The sequence below is a fragment of the Ruegeria sp. BJ3 genome (genome assembly GCF_056535665.1).
The window spans coordinates 259,318-280,339 of the sequence record NZ_JBQFIT010000002.1; the positions used below are offsets into that span (position 1 = coordinate 259,318).

Below are 21,022 nucleotides of genomic sequence, written 5' to 3' on the forward strand. Positions count from 1 at the left end.
TAATGCCAAGGTACATCATCGAACGGAACTTCGCCGAACAGCTTGAGCTTGGCGACGATGACAAGGTAAAGATCAAGGAAATCAACGACGAAGAAGGGATCGAGTGGATTTTCTCGTTCCTGAGCGCGGACAAGCGAAAAACCTATTGCCTGTACGAGGCGCCGGACGCGGAAAGCCTGCGCAAGGCGGCCAAGCGTCTGAACATTCCGGCTGACGTCATCACACCAGTTGATCGGATCGATCCCGGCATCTTCGCCTGAAACGACCCAATTTGCATTGAGCGCCCTTCGCTCGAATGGGGCGCGCGACCCATTGCCCGAGGCAGCACCGCAGGAAACCTGTCCACCTGATCTGGAGGACTGATCATGTTTGACCTGATAACACTGAACGGCAGCACCAAAACCGTGGACCAAGACGGGCTGGACGCTTTGGACGCGTCGCTGCGTGGATCCGTCTTTCTTCCCGGCAGCCCGGAATACGATGAAGCCCGGACGACCTGGAACAGCATCGTCGACCGCAAACCCGGCTTTGTGATACGGGCGTTAGGGGCCAGCGATGTGCAGAAGGCCGTCAATTTCGTGCGCGAGGCGGGGCTGATCATGTCCGTCCGCTCAGGCGGGCACCAGATTGCAGGGCATGCGGTGGCCGATGATGCGGTGATGCTGGACCTGTCGCAGATGAAATCGGTGCATGTCGACCCGAAGGCCCGCACCGCGCGTGTCGCGCCGGGCGCGGTACTGGGTGACGTGGACCGCGAAACGCAGGCGCACGGGTTGGTGGTTCCGACGGGCATCAACTCGACCACCGGGATCGCCGGGCTGACACTGGGTGGCGGCTTTGGCTGGACGACGCGCAAGTTCGGTATGACCATCGACAACCTGATCTCGGCCGAGGTGGTGCTGGCCGATGGTTCAATCGTGACCGCATCGGAAAACAGCCACCCGGACCTGTTCTGGGCCATTCGCGGCGGTGGCGGCAATTTCGGCGTGGTTACCTCGTTCGAGTTCCGCCTGCATCCGCTGGGGCCGCAGGTGCTGTCCGGCCTTGTGGTGCATCCGATCGAGCAGGGCCCCGCCCTGCTGCCCGAATACGCACGGATCGCTGACACTGCGCCTGACGAGCTGACGGTCTGGACGGTGATGCGCAAGGCCCCTCCCCTGCCCTTCCTTCCCGAGAAATGGCACGGGCGCGAGGTGCTGATCTTTGCCGCCTGCTATGCAGGTCCCATCGAAAACGGCGAAGCCGCGATGGAGCCGCTGCGCGCCCTCGGAGACCCGATCGTGGACGTGATCTCGCCGCACGCGTTCGTCGACTGGCAGGCCGCTTTTGACCCGCTGCTGACCCCCGGCGCGCGGAACTATTGGAAAAGTCACGATTTTGATGCCCTGCCCACGGATGCAATCGCAGGGCTTCTGGACAGTATCTCGACCCTTCCGGACCCGTCCTGCGAAGTGTTCATTGCCCATGTCGGCGGTGCGATGGCCCGGGTCGAGGCTGCGGCTACGGCCTATCCCCAACGCTCGGCCCATTTCATCATGAACGTGCACACCCGTTGGGAAGATCCGGCCAAGGATGACACCTGCATCGCCTGGGCGCGTGCGCTCTATGACCGCATGTCGCCGCATGCAACCGGCAGCGCTTATGTCAATTTCATGCCAGCGGACGAGGCCACCGCCCTGTCATCGGCCTATGGTGCGAACGCGGCCCAATTGTCCCGGATCAAAGGCCGGTACGATCCCGGCAACCTGTTCCGAGTGAACCACAACATTCCACCCGCGTGACGACTTGAACTTCTTGCGGTGTCTGGCATAGACCGCGACCAACTGGACAGGGTCGGCGGGCAACACTACCGTGGGCCCGACATTCCCAACAGGAGACCCAGACTCATGTCCAAGATGCTTTCGATCGCGGCCGCAACCCTTGCGTTCACCGCAACTTCGGCCCTTGCGGACGGGCATTGCGCCGCGGGCAAGACCCTGACAGAGGGCAAGTTCACCGTGGCCACCGGAAACCCGGCCTATTACCCGTGGGTGATGGACGACGCGCCCGAATCCGGCCAGGGCTTCGAAGCCGCCGTCGCCTATGCCGTGGCCGAAGAGATGGGCTTTGCCGCGGATGACGTGGTCTGGGCCCGATCATCCTTTGACGAGGCGATCCAGCCCGGCGCCAAGAATTTCGACGTGAACATCCAGCAATACTCGATCACGCCCGAGCGCGATCAGGTCGTCGATTTTTCGGCCCCCTACTACACCGCGCCGATGGCCGTTCTGGTCAGCGCAAACGCCGTTGACACCCCGCCCACGCTCGAGGCGCTGAAGGGCCTGCAATGGGGCGCGGTCGGGTCGACCACCGCCGTGCCGAAACTGGCCAGCGTGATCCAGCCGGATGCCGATCCGCTGCTCTATGGCGACAATGCCGACGTAAATGCCGCAATGACCGCCAACCAGATCGACGCCGCGCTGTTCGACCTGCCCACCGCCCTGTTCCTGAGCGCGGTGATGATCGAAGGGTCCAAGGTGATCGGCCAGTTCCCTGCCGATCAAGGCGACAACCCCGATCAGTTCGGCATGCTGATGGAGGAAGGCAACCCGCTGAAATCCTGCGTGGATGCCGCCATCGCCGCGCTGACCGAAAGCGGCAAGCTGGCCGAGATCGAAGCTAAATGGCTGCAGGACACGACGGGCGTTCCGCTGATCAAGTGACATGACACAGAACAGAACGGCGGGCCCGACCCGCCGCGAACTTTTTGAGGCGCAGCAGCGGTGGCGGTCGATCCGGATCGCCGCGACCAGCACCGTTCTGGTCGTCGTGGCGCTGATCGTGCTGGTGCCGCTGGCGCCGGGCTGGGCCAAGGTCCAGCAGAGCTTTTTCAACGGCGAGGTTCTGGTCAAGACCTTCCCGAAGCTGCTTGAAGCCTTCAAGATCAACGTGATGATCTTTGCCTGGTCGGCGCCCGCGATCGCGGTGCTGGGGCTGCTGATCGCGCTGGCCCGCGACACAAAATCACCCGCGCTGTTCCCGTTGCGCATCTTCGGCGCGGCCTTCACCGACATCTTCCGTGGCGTGCCTGTGATCCTGACCGTCTATCTGATCGGTTTCGGCATTCCCGGGCTGGGCCTGACCCGGCCATGGAACTCGCCCTATATCTGGGGATCGCTGGCGCTGATCCTGACCTATTCGGCCTATGTGGCCGAGATTTTCCGCTCGGGCATCGACAGCGTCCATCACAGCCAGCGCGCCGCCGCCCTGTCGCTGGGCCTGACCGAAGGCCAGGTGATGCGCGACGTGGTGCTGCCGCAGGCCGTCCGCAACGTCGTGCCCTCGCAGATGAACATGCTGATCGCGCTGCAAAAGGACGTGTCGCTTCTCAGTTTCATCGGCCCGGTCGAGATCTTCCGCCAGGCCGGCGTGTTCAAATCGCTGCTGGCCAATTTCACGCCCTATGTGGGCGCGGCGATCATCTTCCTGATCGTGACCATCCCGGCGACGCGCTATGCCGACCACCTGATGGCCCGACAAATGCGAGAGCGGCGCTGATGGCGAAACTGAACCTGCGCAACGTCATCAAACGCTTTGGCGACCGCACCGTCTGCGACGGCATCGACCTGACCGTGGACGAGGGGCAGATGGTCTGCCTGATCGGCGCTTCGGGGGCGGGAAAATCCACCGTTCTGCGCTGCATCAACCTGCTCGAGCCGATCGAGGATGGTGAGATCCTGCTGGACGGGGTCGACATCTCGGTGCCGGGTCTGGATCCGCAATCGGTGCGCGCGCGCATCGGCATCGTGTTCCAGAGCTTCAACCTGTTCCCGCACATGACCGCGCTGGACAACGTGATGCTGGCGCCGCGCCGCGTGCGCGGCCGCACGCGCGCTGAACTGCTGCCCCAGATCGAAGAGATGTTCGAACGCTTCGGGCTGGCCGACCGGATGCACAACTATCCCGACCAGCTGTCAGGCGGACAGCAGCAGCGCGTCGCCATCGCGCGGGCATTGGCCATGCAGCCCGAGGTGATGCTGTTCGACGAGATCACCTCGGCCCTGGACCCGCAACTGGTGGGCGAGGTTCTGGACGTTCTGCTGATGCTCAAGCAGCAGGGCATGACGATGGTGATGGCCACGCACGAAATGGGCTTTGCCCGGCAGGCCGCAGACAAGGTGTGTTTCCTGCAGAACGGCCGCATCGTCGAGGAAGGCCCGCCCGAGCAGCTGTTCGACCACCCGCAGCAGGACGCCACACGGCAATTCCTCGCGCGCGCGCTCAAGTAAACGCCGGCGCGCCGGTTCGACAACTGAATATTGCACGGGCCAGACGCGGACTTCGTGCTAGACTCCATCGCATTGCCATATGCTGCTGGAGGTTCGGAATGCGTCTTTCATCCCTGTCTGCCGTGAGCGTTGCTGCCGGTCTGACCTTCGGCAACATGGCTTTTGCCCAACAGGTCGCGGACACGATCTATACCGGTGGTCCGATTCTGACGATCGATGACGCCCGGCCCACGGTACAGGCGGTCGCGGTCAGGGATGGGCGGATCATCGCAATAGGTGAACTGGCCGAGATGCGCAGTCATCAGGGCGACGATACGACGATCTTTGACCTGGACGGGCGCGCAATGCTGCCCGGCTTTGTCGACAGCCACGGCCACGTGGTCATGGGCGGTTTGCAAGCCCTGTCGGCGAACCTGCTGGCCCCACCGGATGGCAAGGTCACCGACATTGCCAGCCTGCAGGCGGCGTTGTCCGCGTGGGCCGAGGCCAATAGCGACACGGTCGAAACGATGGGGATGATGATCGGCTTTGGCTATGACAACGCGCAACTGGCCGAGCTGCGCCACCCCACCCGTTCCGAACTGGACGCGGTATCGCGCGACGTTCCGATCATGATCATCCACCAATCGGGCCATCTGGGGGTGGGCAATTCCAAGGCGCTTGAACTGGCCGGGATCACCGCAGAAACCGAGAACCCGCCCGGAGGCGTGATCCGAAGAGACGAAGCTGGCGAGCCGAACGGCGTGCTGGAGGAATACGCATTCTTCGGCGCCTTGGTGCCTCTGCTTGGCAATGTCGGCGAAGACGGGCTGCAGACTTTCGCGCGCGCCGGCAGCCGGATGTGGGCGCGCTTTGGCTACACCACCGCGCAAGAGGGGCGCTCCTCGGGCGCGGTGGTTCAGGCCCTGCGCCGGGTGGCCGCAGACGGCGACCTTCCGATCGACGTCGTGGCCTTTCCCGACGTTCTGGAATCGCGCGATTTCATCGCGTCGGACGCCTCGCGCACCTATGCCGACCGGGTGCGAGTCGGCGGGTGCAAGCTGACAATCGACGGTTCGCCGCAAGGATTTACTGCGCTGCGGGATCGGCCCTACTACGATCCGGTCGGGGATTACCCGCCCGGCTATGCCGGATACGCCGCCATCACGCGCGAACAGTTGCAGGATGCGGTGAACTGGTGTTTCGAGAACGATCTCCAGATCCTGACCCATTCCAATGGCGAGGGGGCCACGGATATGTTGATCGCCGCCATCGACGAGGCGCGTTTGACCTATGGCGATCCGGGCAACCGGCCGGTTCTGGTGCACGGTCAGTTCCTGCGCGAGGATCAGGTGGCCAGCCTCAAACGATTGGGCGTGTTCCCGTCGCTGTTTCCGATGCACACCTTCTACTGGGGCGATTGGCACCGCGACCACACGGTCGGGCCGGTCAATGCCGACAACATCTCGCCAACCGGCTGGGTGACCGAACGCGGCATGATGTTCGGCACCCACCACGACGCGCCCGTGGCGTTTCCCGACAGCATGCGGGTTCTGGCCGCAACGGTCACCCGGCGCACCCGGTCGGGCGACATCCTTGGCCCGCACCAGCGGGTCGACGTGATGACGGCGCTCAAGGCCATGACGATCTGGCCGGCATGGCAGCATTTCGAGGAAGATCAGAAGGGCTCGATCGAGGTGGGCAAGCTGGCCGATTTCGTGATCCTCTCGGATGACCCGACCGCGGTCGACCCCGAAACGCTGGCCCAGCTGCGGGTGCTGACCACCATCAAAGAGGATGCGGTGATCTTCGACGCCGATACGGCGGTCAAGGAGGGGCGACTAGACCGACGCCCCCTTGCTCCGGACCCGGTGACGGCACATCTGCTGCTGCATGCGCTGTATCAGGGCATGGATGTCGAACGGCCTTGGCTGGCGAACTTCACGCGACCCTCGACCGAATGAATCGACTTTCCGAGGTGGGGCAATAGAGATACCGTCGCCACATGGTGCTGTTTCTGAGCCTTTTTGCGGCAATCGCCGGTCTGGTGGTCTGGTATTTCTGGTCGAAGTCCAGGGCCAAGGCCGCGCTGCTGCTAACACCGCTGAGCGATGAGGAGCGGCGAACCATCCATGCGATGGTGCCGATCCTCGAGCGGTTGCCTGCCAAGTTGCGCGCCACTTTGGAAGGCAAGATCAACCTGTTCCTGAATCAGGTCGGTTTCATCGGCTGCGACGGGCTGGAGGTCACGGACGAGATGCGTCTGTCGATCGCCGCACAAGCTTGCCTTTTGGTCGTCAACTCGGACCAATGGTACGACAATCTGACGACGGTACTGATCTATCCCAATGCCTTCAAGTCCCGCCAACAGCGGCACAGCGGCTATGTCGTGACCGAACAGGAGATCATCCGTACCGGCGAAAGCTGGGATCGGGGGCCGGTGATCCTGTCTTGGGCGCACAGCCAACAGGGCGCGGCAAACGATCATGACGGGCACAACGTCGTGTTTCATGAATTCGCGCATCAGCTGGATGATCTGTCCGGCGGCACCAACGGCGTGCCAGTTCTGGCCAGAGATCAAAGCTATGCCGAGTGGGAACGTGTTTTTCTGGCCGCGTATGACGCGCATCTGCACGCGGTCGAGACAGGCCGGCGCACGGTGATCGACCCCTATGGCGCCACCGGACACGAAGAGTTCTTTGCCGTCACGGTCGAGCTGTTCTTCGAACGCCCCGAGGCCCTCAGGGATACCGCGCCCGAATTCTACGGGCAGCTGTCCAAATACTTCCGGCTGGATCCAATCAAATGGCCGAAACCATCGTGATTCGTGATCAGAAATCCAGACCCAGATCGACTGTGCGATAGGAATGGGTCAGAGCCCCGGACGAGATATAATCGACCCCGGTGGCCGCGATCGCTGCGACCGTCCCCACGGTGACATTGCCTGACGCCTCGGTCACAAGACGTCCGTCCACCATCGCCACGGCCTCGGCCAGCATGTCGGGCGTCATGTTGTCCAGCAACACGACATCGGCGCCGCCGGTTTCCAGAACCTCGGCCAGCTGGTCCAGCCGGTCCACTTCGATCTCAACCTTGGTCATGTGCGACGCACGCGCCTTGACCGCCCTCAGCGCCGCGCGCACTCCGCCGGCGGCGGCGATGTGGTTGTCCTTGATCAGGATCGCATCCGACAGCGAATGGCGGTGATTGAACCCGCCGCCATGCAGTACGGCCAGTTTCTCGACGATGCGCAGGCCCGGGGTGGTCTTGCGGGTGCAGGTGATGCGCGCCGTGGTCCCGGCGGTCTGCGCCACCAGTTTGGCGGTCAGGGTCGCCACCCCGGTCAGACGACCGGCAAAGTTAAGCGCCACGCGTTCCCCCGACAGGATCGAAGCCGCGCTGCCGGTGATCTCCATCAGGGTCTGGCCCTTGGTGCAACGGTCCCCGTCGGCCACAAGCGGCTTGATCTTCAACGTCGGGTCCACCAGCCGGAACGCCAAGGCCGCCACCTGCATGCCCGACACCACCGCATCCTCACGCGCGTTCAGCCGCGCGGCATAGGTCACGCCCGCCGGGATTACGGTGCGGGTGGTGATGTCGCCGCAGGTGCCCAGATCCTCGGTCAGCGCGGCGCGGACCATCGGCTCGAGGATCAGGTCGGGGACAGTGGCATGATGCATGTTGCCGTTTCCTTTAAGATTTTCGACCGCAGCGCCACGGCCTCGTCCAGTGTCAGATCAGACCGCCGCCCCGGCCCCGTGGCCGTATCAGGACAATCGGATCGGTAGTGCGCACCGCGGCTTTCGGTGCGCATCAGCGCAGCCGCCGCGATCAGCGTGGCGGTTGCGGTCATGTTACGGAATAGGTGCGACTGGCCGTGCAGCGACTCCAACACGGCAATCCGACCCAAGGCGCGGCGCAGCCCGTCCGCGTCGCGCACCACGCCCACACCATCGGTCATGACCTGACGCAGTTCGGCCACGGCTAGGGGGTCGGGCTCGGTGCCGCCCGATGGCAGGCCCAGCCGCACCTCGGGCGCGTCGACCACCGTCAGAGTACCGGCAATGTCACGGGCGCAGGCGCGGGCAAAGACCAGCGCCTCGAGCAGACCGTTCGAGGCCAGCCGGTTCGCCCCGTGCAACCCGGTCGAGGCCGCCTCGCCACAGGCCCAGAGCTCGGTCAGAGAGCTGCGGCCGTTCAGGTCGGTGGCCACGCCGCCCATGTGGTAATGCGCCGCCGCGGTCACCGGGATCGGTTGGGTCACGGGGTCGACACCGTTGCGCAGGCAGGCCTCGGTCACCGCCGGAAACTGACTGCGGATCGCCGCGCCGATCGCCGCGCGGGTATCCAGCGCGGGCCGGTTGCCGGCCTTGGTTTCCAGATAGACGGCGCGCGCCACGACATCGCGCGGGGCCAGCTCGGCATCGGGGTGGATGCCTTGCATGAACCGTTCGCCATGGCGGTTGATCAGTATTGCGCCCTCGCCACGCAAAGCCTCGGTAGCCAGAGGCATCGGGTCCTCGCCCACGTCGATCGCGGTGGGGTGAAACTGGATGAACTCGGCATCGGCGATCCGGGCCCCAGCCCGTGCGGCCATGCCGATCCCCTGCCCGCGGATCCGTGCCGGGTTGGTGGTGCGAGCATAGAGCCCTGCCGACCCGCCCGTGGCCAGTACATGCGCCGCCCCACGCAGTAGCACCGGTTCGGCCCCTGGCGCATCGGTCGGCGCCAGGTACACGCCCGAGACCTTGGCCCCGTCGCTTTCCAGCCCCACCGCCAGCGCCCCTTCGATCACCTGGACCGAAGCACGCCGCCTTAGCTCGGCTATCAGGGCGCGCATGATCTCGGCACCGGCTTGGTCGCCCTTGACGCGCACCACACGGGCCACCGAATGGGCCGCTTCCTGCGATTGGATGAACCCGCCATCGGCGTCCCGGTCGAACCCGGTGCCCAGATCAGACAGGTCCAGAATGTGATCCCGCGCCGCGCGGGTGACGAACTCGGCCACCTCCTGCAGGACGGACCCTGCACCGGCGCGCATCGTGTCGCGGGCATGGGCTTCGGGGCTGTCGGACGGGTCCATCGCCGCCGCCACCCCTCCCTGCGCCCAGGCCGAACTGGCACCCGAGCCCAGCGGCTCGGGCGAGATCATCACCATCGGGTGCGGGTCGAGCTTGAGCGCGGTATAGACCGCCGCCAGCCCACCGCCGATGATGACCACCCGAGGGGTCGAGACCGTCTGCATCGCCCCGATCAAATTCCCTTCTTGCGCGACAGGTCGATCATCCGCTGCACGGAAAGGCGCGCTTTTTCCGCCACGTCGGGGTCAACCTCGACCTGCCCGGTCATGGTGTCCAGCGCGTACAACACCTTTTCCAGCGTGATCTTTTTCATGTAGGGGCACATGTTGCAGGGGCCGACGAAATCGACCTGCGGCAGCGCATCTGCGATGTTCGACGCCATCGAACACTCGGTGATCAGCATCGCCTTTTCGGGCTGTTCGTCGGTGACATATTTGATGATGCCGCTGGTCGAACCCGAGAAATCGGCCTCGGCCACAACATCGGGCGGGCATTCGGGATGCGCAATCAGGCGGGTGCCCGGGTTCCATTCGCGGAACTCACGCAGGTCCTGCGCCGTGTATTGTTCGTGCACGATGCACGAGCCTTCCCACCAGACCACGTTCTTCTGCGGCACGTCGCGGGCCACGTTCTGCGCCAGGTACTGGTCGGGGGTCATGATGACCGTGTCGCTGTCCATCGCCGCCACGATCTGCGCCGCGTTGGACGAGGTGCAGCAGATGTCGGATGCCGCCTTCACCTCGGCCGTGGTGTTCACATAGGACACGACCGGCGCGCCGGGATAGCGGCGGCGCATCTCGGCGATGCCCTCGGCGGTGATCGACTCGGCCAGCGAACAGCCAGCCTCCATGTCAGGCATCAGAACCGTCTTTTTGGGGCTGAGGATCTTTGAGGTCTCGGCCATGAAATGCACGCCGCATTGCACGATCACCTCGGCCTCGACCTCGGTCGCCTTGATGGCCAGCTGCAGGCTGTCGCCGACGAAATCGGAAATGCCGTGATAGATCTCGGGCGTCATGTAGTTGTGGCCCAGGATCACCGCGTTGCGTTCGGCTTTCAGATCGTTGATCGCCTTGACATAGGGCGCGTAGATCGCCCAATCCGCTGGCGTGACGACACGCGACATGCGGTCGTAGATATCGCTCATGCTGGCGGCCAGCTCGGGCGACGGGGTCAGGTCGAATTTCTCGGAAAGATGCGCGCGCTGCGCGGGGAGGTCAAACACTGGACTGGTTTTCCGCCTGTTGAATAGGTGGCCTCGTTCTTATGGGGTTTCCAAACCGTTTTCCACAGTCGAACCGCGAAAAAACGCCCCGAAATTCATCGGGACGTTGGCCACGTGACCAAATATCGCGGACAGGCCGGAGTCACCCGGCGTCAGGCACTTCAACCGCGCACCAGACACAGTCATGATCCGAGAGCGGCTTGGCGTCAGCGGTCAGCGACGAAAGCAGACCCCGGTCGCGGCAGATCAGCCCCTTGCCGGCGAACCAGTCCAGCTTCATCACCCGGTCCGGGTGCGGCGTGATCAGGCTGGGCCGGGTGGTGTGGCCTTCGGTCGTGAACTCCCAGGAAAAGCCGCGCTGCTCCGCCAAAGCAAACAGGGTTTCCCGGCGCCAGTCGAAATCCGGTGGCAGGTGGTTGCCGGTATTCAGATCGCCACCGATCAGCACCGGCACCCCGGGCGCAAACTCATCGAGCGCATCCAGCAGAAGCTGAAACTGCGCATGGCGATGCGCGGCCGCGGCGTTGCTTTCCAGATGGGTGGAGACCACGCATACAGGCCCGTTCTCGGTCGCGACTTCTGCTGCAATCGCCATTCGGCCACCCAGCCGCGGTTGTTGCGGATCCGACGCCCCGGACTCGGCCGCAAACCAGTGGCCATGGTCGTCAAGACGGATCATGGCCACGCGTTTGAACGGAACCGAGGACAGAATCGCGTTCCCATGCCACCCGAGGGTGTTGAAATCATCCTTGCAAAAGGCGCGCTCGGTCGGACCGCCCAGATCCAGTTCGTGGAACTCGACCCCAAAAGCGTAGGCCATACCCAGCTTGTCGGCCATTTCTGCCGTCGTGTGACGTTGACCGGTACGGGACATACCATGGTCCACCTCGGACAGCAGAACGATGTCCGGGGTCACAGCCGCCAAGTGGGCTGCACTTTCTTCGGGGAACAGGCAGCGTTCCACATTCCAAGCTGCAGCCGAGAAACGCGCGCCCAAAACGTCCCGGGTTGCGTTTCCGCCCAGTTGCACCGCGTTCATCGCCGGTGTCTGCGCCATCAGGGCGCGGTGCGCCTTTGCCGTTCGCGGCGCCGCCAATATGCGGTTTCGGACATCATCCGAGACCGGCGGCAAAGACGACACGATCTCCGTGATCACAGGGCTTTTCCGGTTTCCGGATGGAACAGGCTTATCGCGTCAGGCTTGAGTGAGATCCGCGTTTCTCCGGGCGCAGCTTCGACATCCTTGCCCACGTGGATCGTGAACTCCTGATCGGCCAGACGCCCGTGCAGCAGGCGGTGCGCGCCAAGCTCTTCGATGATTTCGACGTGAAAGGCGATCGAGCCCTCCGCCCCGATCAGAACATCTTCGGGCCGCACACCTACAGTCACCGCGCCAGACCCTTCGGCCGTGGCAAGCACCGTATCGCCGTTGATCATCACGCGGCCGCCCTCCAGACGTGCGCCGATCAGGTTCATCGGCGGAGCGCCCATGAAGCTGGCCACGAAGGTCGAGGCCGGGCGGTGATAGATCTCGGCCGGGGTGCCGATCTGTTCGATCCGGCCCGCGTTCATCACGATGATGCGGTCAGCCATGGTCATCGCCTCGACCTGGTCATGGGTGACGTAGATCGAGGTCACGCCCAGACGCCTCTGCAACGCCTTGATCTCGATGCGCATCTGGTTGCGCAGCTTGGCATCGAGGTTCGAAAGCGGCTCGTCGAACAGGAACAGCGCCGGATCGCGCACGATGGCCCGCCCCATGGCGACCCGCTGGCGCTGACCGCCCGACAGCTGCGAGGGCTTCCGATCCAGAAACTCGTTCAGGTTCAGCATCGAAGCGGCTTCGGCCACCTTGCGGTCGATTTCGTCCTTGGGCGTCTTTCGATTTTTCAGACCATAGGCGATGTTCTTGCGCACGGTCATATGCGGGTACAGCGCATAGTTCTGGAACACCATGGCGATGTCGCGATCGGCCGGGTCAACGTCATTCATGACGCGGCCATTGATCGTCAATTCGCCTTCGGTGATTTCTTCCAACCCGGCCACCATGCGCAGCAGTGTGGACTTGCCGCAGCCCGACGGGCCGACAAGAACCACGAATTCGCCGTCACCGATGTCGAAACTGGACGGGGTCAGCGCCTCGGCGCCGTTGGGATAGATTTTTCGGATGTTCTTCAGGGATACCTGAGCCATTGATTCTGCCTTACTTGTCGGATTCCGTCAGGCCCTTGACGAACCAGCTTTGGAAAAAGATGACGACCATGACCGGGGGGATGATGGCGATGATCGCCAGCAAGTTGGCCCGGCCGTATTCGGGAATGCGGTTGCCCTCCAGCACCTGCGTGATCTGCTTGATCCCGCGCACCAGGGTGAACATGTCCTCTTCGGTGGTGATCATGGTGGGCCACAGATACTGGTTCCACCCGAACACGAACATGATGATGAACATCGCCGCAATCATCGTACGCGACAGCGGCACCAGGATGTCGATGAAGAATTTCACCGGGCCGGCGCCATCGATACGCGCGGCCTCGACCAGTTCTTCGGGGACCGAGCGGAAGAATTGCCGGAAGAAGAACGTGGCCGTGGCCGAGGCGATCAGCGGGATGATGAGGCCCTGATAGGTGTTCAGCATCCCCAGTTTCTGCACCACTTCGTACGAGGGCAGAATGCGCACCTCCAGCGGCAGCAACAACGTGGTGAAGATCACCCAGAAAGCCAGCGTGGCGAAGCGCAGCCGGAAATAGACGATCGCATAGGCCGCCATCATGCCGATGATGATCTTGCCGAGGGCAAAACCGATGCCCAGGATGAACGAGTTTTTGAGCATGTTCATGCCCGTGTTCTGGCCGGAAAAGCCCGAGGCCTCGAACATTGCCTTCTGGAAGTTGGGGCCAAGTTCGTCCCCGATCGTCAGGCTGGGTCCGGTCTTGATGACCTCGACATCCGGAACGGTCGTCATCTGGAAGATCATCAGCAGCGGCAGCATCATGAACAACGATCCGACGATCAGGATCGTGTGATCAAGGATCGTGGACAGCCGGATGCCGCGCTTTCGTGTTTGGGTGGGTGAAGTGGCGGACGCCATCGCAGGGGTATGTGCTTCGGTCATTGTCTGCCCTCCTTACGTGTAGTGGATGCGGCGCTCGACCAGCCGGAACTGGAACACCGTCAGGGCCAGAACCAGAACCATCAGAACGACCGACTGCGCCGAGCTGCCACCCAGGTCGTTGCCGCGGAAGCCGTCCACATAGACCTTGTAGACCAACGTCATCGGGTTGTTGCCCGGCTCACCCTTCACCATCGTGTCGATCACACCGAAAGTATCAAACAATGCGTAGGTGATATTGATGATCAGCAGGAAAAACCCGGTCGGCGCCAGCAGGGGGAAAGTCACGTCCCAGAACCGACCCGTGGATGAGCGGTTGTCGATCAAAGCCGCCTCACGCACCGATCGCGGGATCGATTGCAGGCCAGACAGAAAGAAGATGAAGTTCACCGGAACCTGTTTCCAGACCGAAACGATAACCATCGCGGTGGCGGTGTCATTGAAATTCACGCCCAGTTTGAAATCCCACCCGATCGAACGCGCCAGTTCGGTCAATGGCCCCCAGCTCTGGTTGAACAGGATCAGGCCGATGAAACCCGCCACCGGCGGCGCCACGGCGTAAACCCACATCAGCAGCGTGCGATAGGTCTTGGCGCCGCGCAGCACATTGTCGGCCTTCACGGCCAGCAACAACGCGATCGACAGCGAAAAGAACGTGACCAAAACGGTGAAGATCACCGTGAACCAGGCAATGCTGAGATACTCGGAATTCCCGGCAAGGTCGCTGTAGTTGTCCAGCCCGACGAAGGTCGACCCAAACCCGAACGGATCCTGAAGGAAGAACGAAGACTGCACCGCGTGAGCGGCAGGCCAGTAGAAAAAGACCGCGATGATCAACAGCTGCGGCAACAGCAGAAGAACCGGCAGCCAGCGAGTGGAAAAACCAGCGCGTTTCATGAAAACTCCGAAAAAGGGAGGACGGTCGCACTTCTGCGACCGCCCGTTTCTTGGCGAGTGGGATCAGCTCTGGGTTTTTGCGAAACGCTCGAGCAGACCGTTGGCTTCGTCCTCGATTGCCTTGAAGGCGTCCTCGACCGAGGTTTCACCGGTCAGGATCCGGCCATATTCGCGGTTCATCACGTCGCGGATCTGGACGTAAAAGCCCATGCGATAACCCTTGGTGTTCTCACCCGCAGGCAGCGACAGCTGCTTGATGCCGACCTCGGCCGCCGGAGCACGGTCATAGTGACCATCGCCCTTCGCCATTTCATAGGCGGCGGTGGTGATCGGAACATAGCCGGTCTCGCGGTGCCACATGTACTGGGTTTCGGGCTTGGTCAGGAACTCGAAGAACGCCGCGGTCGCTTTGTTTTCCTCGTCGCTCTTGCCGGCCATCGCGAACAGGGCCGCGCCACCGATGAAGGTCTGCTTGGGTTCTTTGGTCACAGCTTCCCAATAGGGCAGGAAGGTGGCCGAAAACTCAAACGGCAGGTCCTTCTTGGACAGGCCGCCGAACGAACCGGACGAACCCAGCCAGATGGCAACCTTGCCTTCTTCGAACGGGGTCTGGTTGTCGCTCCAGCCGGTGCCGTACCATTCGAAGAACCCGTTGTCTTTCCAGTCTTTGACGGCGCTGAAATGTGCCTTGATCGCGTCGTTGTTGACAAGAATCTTGGTGCCGTCAGCGCCTTCATAGCCGTTGTCGTTGGTGGCAAACGGCAGGTCGTGGCGCGAATGGAAGTTCTCGGTGAAGATCCAGGGCAGATGCGACTGCGACAGGCCGATATAGCCGGCCTCTTTCAGCGCCGGGGCCGTCACGGTCTGGAACTCTTCCCAGGTTTTCGGCGGCGTCACACCCGCTTTTTCCAGCGCATCGACGTTGTAATACATGATGGGCGAGGACGAGTTGAACGGCATCCCGATCATCTTGCCGTCGCTGTCGGCATAGAAGTAGCGAACGCCCGAGATATAGTCCTCGATGTCGAACGCAACGCCGTTCTGTTCCAGCAGGTCCTGAACCGGAACAGTCGCGCCCTTGGCGCCAATCACGGTGGCGGCGCCGGCGTCGAATACCTGCAGGACGTTGGGCTGTTCACCCGCACGGAATGCGGCGATGCCGGCAGTCAGAGTCTCTTCATACGTACCCTTGAAAACCGGCGTGATCTTGTAGTCGTCCTGGGACGCGTTGAAATCCTCGGCAATCTGGTTGACGGTGTCACCCAGGGCTCCTCCCATGGCGTGCCACCACGTAATCTCGACTTCGGCCGAGACCGTATTCGCCATCATCGCGAACGCGGCAGCAGCAGCACATGTTTTGACGTTTATCATGTAGTTCCTCCGATTCATGTTGCGCCCCTACGGGCGGGCCAAAGCCCTGGAAACTATGGGGTATTTTCCCCGATGACATATTTCACATCCAGAAAAAGGCTGACACCTTTCGCAAAATGTGCACACGTGTTCACTAGCTTCCAACCGTGACAGTTTGATGAAAGATTCGATTCATTGCAAGAATGTTGAAACCCTCTGAAAAGGCGAAACGCCAACCGCATGTGTAGCGATAGAAACAAGGACGCAAAACGCCCCCGGCGCGCAACGGCCCAGACCGTTGCGGACCTTGCGGGCGTCTCGCGTTCAGCTGTTTCGCGCGCTTTCACGCCCGGAGCCTACGTCGATTCCGAGAAGCGTCGACGTATCCTGAAGATCGCGGCCGATACAGGGTATCAACCGAATGCACTGGCGGCTGGCCTCAAGGCCGGGCAATCAAATTTGGTCGCCGTCTTCGTCGGCAACATGCGCAGCCCCTACGACTCGGCCTTTGTCGGTGAACTGGCCCAAGCCCTGAGCGGGTTGAAGAAATGGCCCATTCTGATCGACCGAACCGGCGCCAACACGGATCAGGCGCTGCGAGAGCTGCTGCGCTATCCGTTGGACGCATTGATTCTGCGCGGCGGCAGCATGTCCGAAGAAATCGTGGACAGATGTGCGCGCTTCGGCATCCCGATGATCTCGTCAGGCCGTCCTGTTCAAGGGCCCCGTGTCGACAATGTCTGCTGCCGCAATGCCGATGGCATGACCATGATCACCGACTTGCTGATCAGCCGGGGACGGCGCCGGTTCGGGTTTCTCAGCGGGCCCGAGGAGTTCTACTCGTCTTCGCGGCGGCGCGCCGGGGTCCTCCAGGCGCTGGATCGGGCGGGGCTTGACCTCGTGGCCGAACACCCGACTGATTACTCGGTCGACAGCGGATACGGCGCCGCGCGCAGCCTGCTGTCCCGCGCCTCTCTGGATGCGCTTGTCTGCGCCAATGACGCCACGGCGATCGGGGCGCTATCGGCTGCGCGCGATCTGTCTCTGAACGTTCCCGGCGATTTGGCGATTGTTGGTTTCGACGACATCGCCATGGCGAAATGGCCGACATTCCGCCTGACGACAGTCCGGAACCCCATCGACGCAGCCGTTGACGCGATCATTGCTTTGCTGGAGCGTAGGCTGGTCGATCCCGGCCGTCCCGAAGAGAGTATCTTTTTGGACCCCAGCGTCATCGAACGCGAGACACATTGAACAGCCGCGTCAATCGAGAAGCCTAGGCAGGGCCACCGGCGAACTGCTTGAGCTCCACTCCGCTCTCCTGCAGGGCACGGCGGACACCGGCCGCAATCGAGACCGCCGTCGGCGTGTCTCCGTGCAGGCAGATCGTGTCGATGCGGGTCGGGATATGCTTGCCGCTTTCGGTGATGATCGCCCCGGCCTTGACCATCTCGACCATGCGCGCGGCGGCCCGGTCAGGGTCGTGGATCACCGCGCCGGGCAGGCTGCGGTCGACCAGCGTGGCGTCATCGTTGTAGGCGCGATCGGCAAAGATCTCGCAGGCCACCGGACAGCCCAGGTCGCGCGCAGCGCGTTGCTGGGCGGTTCCGGCCAGAACCATGATGATCAGATTCGGAGCCACCGACAGCGCAGCCTCGTAGCAGGCCCGCGCCATCGCCTGATCTTCGGACGCCATGTTGGCCAGCGCACCGTGCAATTTCAGATGACGCACCTGTCCGCCGGCCGCCCGTGCCATCGCCTGCGCCGCGCCGACCTGATAGCGGATCAGGTTCTGCAGCGACGGCAGAGGATAGTGCATCCGCTGACGCCCAAAGCCGTGCAGATCGGCAAAGCCGGGATGCGCACCGATGCCCACGCCGTTTTCGACCGCCTGCGCCATCGTCGTGGCCATCACGTCCCAGTCGCCCGCATGAAACCCGCAGGCCACGTTGGCCGACGTAACGATCTTCAGCAGCGCCGCGTCATCGCCCATTTTCCAGGGGCCAAAGCTTTCGCCCATATCGGCATTCAGATCGACATGATGTGCCATGGCACAGGCTCCTTTTTCTACAAAACGTCCTCTTCGCGGGCGATGGCGCCGCTGATCAGTTGATAGGATAGCAGGTCGGACATGCTGCGCGGATCGCGGATCAGTGGGCGCGGCGCCCGGGGCAGCGCGGCGCGAGCCTCGGCGGCGGCGCGCTCGGCCGCCACCGCTTCGTCCAGCGACACGAAGCGGAACCGCAGGTCGGCCCCGGCCGGGGCCTGCGCCACCTTGGGCAGGTCGCAGGGCAGAACGGTGCCGATGCGGGGATAGCCGCCGGTGGTCTGGCACTCGGCCAACAGCACGAAGGGCGTGCCGTCCCCGGTGACCTGGATGTCACCCGGCACGATGGTTTCCGACAGCACGCTGCGCCCGCCCGAGACATGAAAGCCCGGTCCGTCGCTTTCCAGCCGCACGCCCATGCGGTTGGCGCGCGCGTCCCGACGGAACGCGGTGGCTTGCAGCCGCTCCAGAACGTCTGGGGCGAACAGGTCGGTCTGGAAACTGGCCACGATGCGGATTTCTCCGCCCGAGAACCGGTCGTCAGGGTCGAAGGTCATGCCGGTTGCACCGCCCGCGTCCGGGCCGATCGCCAGCCGGTCCCCCGCCTTCAGCACGGCTCCGATCCCCGCCGTCAGATGCGCCGAACAGGCGGCAAGAACCGGATCGCCCAGCACCCCGCCGCCGATGCTGAGATAACCATAGCTGCCCGCAACTGCCGGCCCGATGCTGAGCCGGGCACCCGCAGGCAGCAGGTGCGAGGCGTTCCAGACCGCGGTCGCGCCATCGATCTGCGCCCGCATCCGGGCGCCTGTCAGAGCGATGCGCAGGTCCTGATCAGCCTGGAACTCGCCGCCCATGCCGGCCATTTCCACGGCGGCAAGACTGTCGGGCTGCCCCAGCAACGCCGCGCCTTCGGCCAGGGCAAGGCGGTCTACTGCGCCACCGCGCGACAGGCCCATGTCCAGATATCCGAGCCGCCCCATGTCCTGCACCGTCAGGCCCGGACCGGCGCGCAGAATGGTCAGGCGCCCACTCATGTCAGCGCCTCGCAAGTTGCGCCGCCGCGCGGATCGCTGCGCATCCGCGCCAGCGTTTCCGGATCGGTGGGCGTGAACTGCACCTCGTCACCCGGGCGCAATAGGAAGGGCTCGGGCGCATGGGGCTGGAACAGACGGATGGCGGTCTGGCCCACATGCTGCCAGCCGGTCGGCGTGGTGACCGAGAACAGCACAAGCTGCCGCAGCGCCACCACCAGCGCGCCTTCGGGCACGCGCGGGGTCAATTCCTTTTGCCTGGGGATGTCCCAGGCGGGCGGCAATTCACCCAGATATGGCTGGCCGGGGGCAAAGCCGATGGTCTGCACCCGCACCCGCGCTTCGGACAGCGACCGGATCGCCTCGGCCTTGGACAAGCCCGCCGCCTGCGCCGCCTGCCCCAGCTGCGGCGCCAGATCCGTACCGAAGACGGTGGGCACCCGCCAGAACCTGCGCCCGCCGGGCAAGTCGGCCGCGTACCAGTCGCGCTGGTCCAGCAGCGCCTGCACCTGCTGGTGCAACGCGGCATGCGACATGTGCAGCGGATCGAACCGGACGAAGGCCGAGACCAGCGAGGACGAGGTTTCCTCGACCCCTGCCCAGCTTTCCGCCTCGAGCGCGGCGCGAAAGGCCAGCGCAGCCCGGTTGGCCGGTTCGCTGAGTGCGGCGGCAAAGCTGATCAGCAGCCCGTCCACCCCGGCGGTTCGTATGATCGGAAAATCCTGCATCGCCCCCGTCACATCTGGTTCGGCAGATAGGTCACGATGCCGGGGAAAACCACGATGATCACCAGAGCCACGATCATCAGGAAGAAGAACGGCAGCGCCGCATGGGCCACCCGCAGGATGTCGCGCCCGGTCAGTGATTGCAGCACGAACAGGTTGAAGCCCACGGGCGGGGTGATCTGCGACATCTCGACCACGATCACCAGGAAGATGCCGAACCACAGCGGGTCGATCCCCGCCTGCATCACCATCGGCATGATGACCGACGCCGTCAGCACCACAACCGAGATGCCGTCAAGGAAGCATCCCATGATCACGAAGAACACGGTCAGCGCCGCCAGCAGCGTGAAGGTGGACAGGCCCAGCGACCCGATCCATTCCGCCAGCACGCGCGGGATGCCGGTAAAGCCCATCGCCACGGTCAGGAACGAGGCCCCTGCAAGAATGAAGGCGATCATGCACGAGGTCACGGTGGCCCCCATCAGCCCGTCGACGAAGCTTGCGCGGGTCAATGTGCCCTCGCGCCAGGACAGCAGCAGCGCCAGCACCACGCCCACGGCGGCCGCATCGGTGGGCGAGGCAATCCCGGCATAGATCGAGCCGATCACACCGACGATCAGCAGGATCACCGGCACCAGTCGGCGCGAGCGGCGCAGCTTTTCCGCAAAACTCGCGCGGATGTCCTCGGTGGGCAAGTTGGCGCGGTTGATCAGCGCCCAGATTGCGACATAGCCCACGAACAGCCCCACCAGCAGCAGTCCCGGCAGAACTCCGGCCACGAACAGGCGGGCGATGGATTGCTCGGTCGCCACGCCATAGACGATCAGGATGATCGACGGCGGGATCAGTAGGCCCAGCGTGGCCGAGCCAGCCAGCGTACCAATGATCATTTTCTCGGGATAACCGCGGCGCGAGAGTTCCGGGATCGACAGTTTGCCGATGGTGGCTGCGGTGGCCGCCGAAGACCCCGACACAGCCGCGAAGATCCCGCAGGCAAAGACGTTCACATGCAGTAACTGTCCCGGCAGCCGGTTCATCCAGGGCGACAGGCCTGTAAACATGTCTTCGGACAGGCGCGAGCGGAACAGGATCTCACCCATCCAGATGAACAACGGCAGCGCAGCCAACGCCCAGGAATTGCTGTGCCCCCACAAGGTGGTCGCCATGACCAGCCCCAGCGGCGCATCGGAGAACAGCGCCATCGCCGCGATCCCGACCCCCAGCAGCGAAAACGCCACCCACAGGCCCGACCCCAGAAAGGCGAACAGCAGAACAAGAAGAATGATGGAAAGCGTGGCAATCGACAT

At 63.4% G+C, this 21,022-nt stretch carries 20 protein-coding genes; 8 read left to right on the forward strand and 12 right to left on the reverse strand.

Annotated features, from left to right (window positions below; all coding sequences use genetic code 11):
• The first annotated feature begins 2 nt into the window (after positions 1-2).
• From ACR3EL_RS18595 to ACR3EL_RS18625, 7 genes are all read left to right on the forward strand, one after another.
• Positions 3-260, forward strand: coding sequence for a DUF4242 domain-containing protein (locus ACR3EL_RS18595; RefSeq protein ID WP_093963294.1), 258 nt, complete (start codon positions 3-5; stop codon positions 258-260).
• Between the two features lie 105 nt (positions 261-365).
• The gene (locus tag ACR3EL_RS18600) at positions 366-1,781 is read left to right on the forward strand and encodes an FAD-binding oxidoreductase (RefSeq protein ID WP_170341600.1); all 1,416 of its coding nucleotides are present in this window, start codon (positions 366-368) and stop codon (positions 1,779-1,781) included.
• Positions 1,782-1,886: 105 nt separating this feature from the next.
• On the forward strand, positions 1,887-2,702 hold the full coding sequence (locus ACR3EL_RS18605; protein ID WP_170341601.1) for an ABC transporter substrate-binding protein: 816 nt from the start codon (positions 1,887-1,889) through the stop codon (positions 2,700-2,702).
• A 1-nt stretch (position 2,703) separates the two neighbouring features.
• Complete coding sequence (locus ACR3EL_RS18610) at positions 2,704-3,537, forward strand: amino acid ABC transporter permease (RefSeq protein ID WP_170341603.1); 834 nt, start codon at positions 2,704-2,706, stop codon at positions 3,535-3,537.
• Positions 3,537-4,268: an amino acid ABC transporter ATP-binding protein gene (locus ACR3EL_RS18615; protein WP_170341604.1), complete on the forward strand. Its 732-nt coding sequence runs from the start codon at positions 3,537-3,539 to the stop codon at positions 4,266-4,268. Before ACR3EL_RS18610 ends, ACR3EL_RS18615 begins: the two co-directional genes overlap by 1 nt.
• Positions 4,269-4,366: 98 nt before the next feature.
• On the forward strand, positions 4,367-6,211 hold the full coding sequence (locus ACR3EL_RS18620; protein ID WP_170341605.1) for an amidohydrolase: 1,845 nt from the start codon (positions 4,367-4,369) through the stop codon (positions 6,209-6,211).
• 41 nt (positions 6,212-6,252) lie between these two features.
• Complete coding sequence (locus tag ACR3EL_RS18625; protein WP_170341607.1) at positions 6,253-7,071, forward strand: M90 family metallopeptidase; 819 nt, start codon at positions 6,253-6,255, stop codon at positions 7,069-7,071.
• A gap of 7 nt (positions 7,072-7,078) precedes the next feature.
• Here the strand turns inward: ACR3EL_RS18625 and nadC are convergent, their stop codons facing one another.
• The 8 genes from nadC to ACR3EL_RS18665 form a co-directional block, all read right to left on the reverse strand.
• Complete coding sequence (gene nadC, locus ACR3EL_RS18630; protein ID WP_170341608.1) at positions 7,079-7,927, reverse strand: carboxylating nicotinate-nucleotide diphosphorylase; 849 nt, start codon at positions 7,925-7,927, stop codon at positions 7,079-7,081.
• The gene (locus ACR3EL_RS18635; protein ID WP_170341610.1) at positions 7,900-9,492 is read right to left on the reverse strand and encodes an L-aspartate oxidase; all 1,593 of its coding nucleotides are present in this window, start codon (positions 9,490-9,492) and stop codon (positions 7,900-7,902) included. The genes nadC and ACR3EL_RS18635 overlap by 28 nt, the downstream gene beginning before the upstream one ends.
• Before the next feature lie 8 nt (positions 9,493-9,500).
• A complete protein-coding gene (gene nadA, locus ACR3EL_RS18640) occupies positions 9,501-10,553 on the reverse strand; it encodes a quinolinate synthase NadA (protein ID WP_480722571.1) in 1,053 nt (350 codons plus the stop codon).
• 142 nt (positions 10,554-10,695) lie between these two features.
• A complete protein-coding gene (locus ACR3EL_RS18645) occupies positions 10,696-11,706 on the reverse strand; it encodes an endonuclease/exonuclease/phosphatase family protein (RefSeq protein ID WP_170341992.1) in 1,011 nt (336 codons plus the stop codon).
• Positions 11,706-12,746 carry an ABC transporter ATP-binding protein gene (locus ACR3EL_RS18650; protein ID WP_170341612.1) on the reverse strand — a complete coding sequence of 347 codons (1,041 nt, stop codon included), beginning with the start codon at positions 12,744-12,746 and terminating at the stop codon, positions 11,706-11,708. The genes ACR3EL_RS18645 and ACR3EL_RS18650 overlap by 1 nt, the downstream gene beginning before the upstream one ends.
• 10 nt (positions 12,747-12,756) lie before the next feature.
• Entirely contained in the window at positions 12,757-13,641 is an 885-nt protein-coding gene (locus tag ACR3EL_RS18655) for an ABC transporter permease subunit (protein ID WP_170341801.1), read from the reverse strand.
• Positions 13,642-13,677: 36 nt separating this feature from the next.
• Positions 13,678-14,559 (reverse strand): ABC transporter permease subunit, encoded by an 882-nt coding sequence (locus ACR3EL_RS18660; RefSeq protein ID WP_093963282.1) that lies wholly within the window; start codon positions 14,557-14,559, stop codon positions 13,678-13,680.
• 63 nt (positions 14,560-14,622) lie between these two features.
• Positions 14,623-15,930 (reverse strand): extracellular solute-binding protein, encoded by a 1,308-nt coding sequence (locus tag ACR3EL_RS18665; RefSeq protein WP_480722573.1) that lies wholly within the window; start codon positions 15,928-15,930, stop codon positions 14,623-14,625.
• A gap of 219 nt (positions 15,931-16,149) precedes the next feature.
• Here ACR3EL_RS18665 and ACR3EL_RS18670 point away from each other — a divergent pair, with 219 nt between their 5' ends.
• A complete protein-coding gene (locus ACR3EL_RS18670; RefSeq protein WP_093963281.1) occupies positions 16,150-17,163 on the forward strand; it encodes a LacI family DNA-binding transcriptional regulator in 1,014 nt (337 codons plus the stop codon).
• Between the two features lie 22 nt (positions 17,164-17,185).
• Here the strand turns inward: ACR3EL_RS18670 and ACR3EL_RS18675 are convergent, their stop codons facing one another.
• The 4 genes from ACR3EL_RS18675 to ACR3EL_RS18690 are packed head-to-tail and all read right to left on the reverse strand — an operon-like array spanning position 17,186 to position 21,022.
• Entirely contained in the window at positions 17,186-17,959 is a 774-nt protein-coding gene (locus ACR3EL_RS18675) for a LamB/YcsF family protein (protein ID WP_170341614.1), read from the reverse strand.
• Positions 17,960-17,976: 17 nt separating this feature from the next.
• Entirely contained in the window at positions 17,977-18,993 is a 1,017-nt protein-coding gene (locus ACR3EL_RS18680; RefSeq protein WP_170341615.1) for a 5-oxoprolinase subunit C family protein, read from the reverse strand.
• Positions 18,990-19,718, reverse strand: a complete 729-nt coding sequence (locus tag ACR3EL_RS18685) for a 5-oxoprolinase subunit B family protein (RefSeq protein ID WP_170341617.1) — start codon at positions 19,716-19,718, stop codon at positions 18,990-18,992. The genes ACR3EL_RS18680 and ACR3EL_RS18685 overlap by 4 nt, the downstream gene beginning before the upstream one ends.
• A gap of 8 nt (positions 19,719-19,726) precedes the next feature.
• The gene (locus ACR3EL_RS18690; protein WP_170341618.1) at positions 19,727-21,022 is read right to left on the reverse strand and encodes a TRAP transporter large permease; all 1,296 of its coding nucleotides are present in this window, start codon (positions 21,020-21,022) and stop codon (positions 19,727-19,729) included.

Bases quoted from the DNA above. Each gene is read 5' to 3' on its own strand.
- ACR3EL_RS18685 (WP_170341617.1), bottom strand. From the start codon at position 19,718: ATGCAGGATTTTCCGATCATACGAACCGCCGGGGTGGACGGGCTGCTG.
- nadC (WP_170341608.1), bottom strand. From the start codon at position 7,927: ATGCATCATGCCACTGTCCCCGACCTGATCCTCGAGCCGATGGTCCGC.
- ACR3EL_RS18620 (WP_170341605.1), top strand. From the start codon at position 4,367: ATGCGTCTTTCATCCCTGTCTGCCGTGAGCGTTGCTGCCGGTCTGACC.
- ACR3EL_RS18600 (WP_170341600.1), top strand. From the start codon at position 366: ATGTTTGACCTGATAACACTGAACGGCAGCACCAAAACCGTGGACCAA.
- ACR3EL_RS18625 (WP_170341607.1), top strand. From the start codon at position 6,253: ATGGTGCTGTTTCTGAGCCTTTTTGCGGCAATCGCCGGTCTGGTGGTC.
- ACR3EL_RS18635 (WP_170341610.1), bottom strand. From the start codon at position 9,492: ATGCAGACGGTCTCGACCCCTCGGGTGGTCATCATCGGCGGTGGGCTG.
- ACR3EL_RS18665 (WP_480722573.1), bottom strand. From the start codon at position 15,930: ATGATAAACGTCAAAACATGTGCTGCTGCTGCCGCGTTCGCGATGATG.
- ACR3EL_RS18670 (WP_093963281.1), top strand. From the start codon at position 16,150: ATGTGTAGCGATAGAAACAAGGACGCAAAACGCCCCCGGCGCGCAACG.
- ACR3EL_RS18615 (WP_170341604.1), top strand. From the start codon at position 3,537: ATGGCGAAACTGAACCTGCGCAACGTCATCAAACGCTTTGGCGACCGC.
- ACR3EL_RS18610 (WP_170341603.1), top strand. From the start codon at position 2,704: ATGACACAGAACAGAACGGCGGGCCCGACCCGCCGCGAACTTTTTGAG.
- ACR3EL_RS18650 (WP_170341612.1), bottom strand. From the start codon at position 12,746: ATGGCTCAGGTATCCCTGAAGAACATCCGAAAAATCTATCCCAACGGC.
- ACR3EL_RS18690 (WP_170341618.1), bottom strand. From the start codon at position 21,022: ATGTCGATTGCCACGCTTTCCATCATTCTTCTTGTTCTGCTGTTCGCC.
- ACR3EL_RS18675 (WP_170341614.1), bottom strand. From the start codon at position 17,959: ATGGCACATCATGTCGATCTGAATGCCGATATGGGCGAAAGCTTTGGC.
- ACR3EL_RS18605 (WP_170341601.1), top strand. From the start codon at position 1,887: ATGTCCAAGATGCTTTCGATCGCGGCCGCAACCCTTGCGTTCACCGCA.
- ACR3EL_RS18680 (WP_170341615.1), bottom strand. From the start codon at position 18,993: ATGAGTGGGCGCCTGACCATTCTGCGCGCCGGTCCGGGCCTGACGGTG.
- ACR3EL_RS18660 (WP_093963282.1), bottom strand. From the start codon at position 14,559: ATGAAACGCGCTGGTTTTTCCACTCGCTGGCTGCCGGTTCTTCTGCTG.
- ACR3EL_RS18655 (WP_170341801.1), bottom strand. From the start codon at position 13,641: ATGGCGTCCGCCACTTCACCCACCCAAACACGAAAGCGCGGCATCCGG.
- ACR3EL_RS18595 (WP_093963294.1), top strand. From the start codon at position 3: ATGCCAAGGTACATCATCGAACGGAACTTCGCCGAACAGCTTGAGCTT.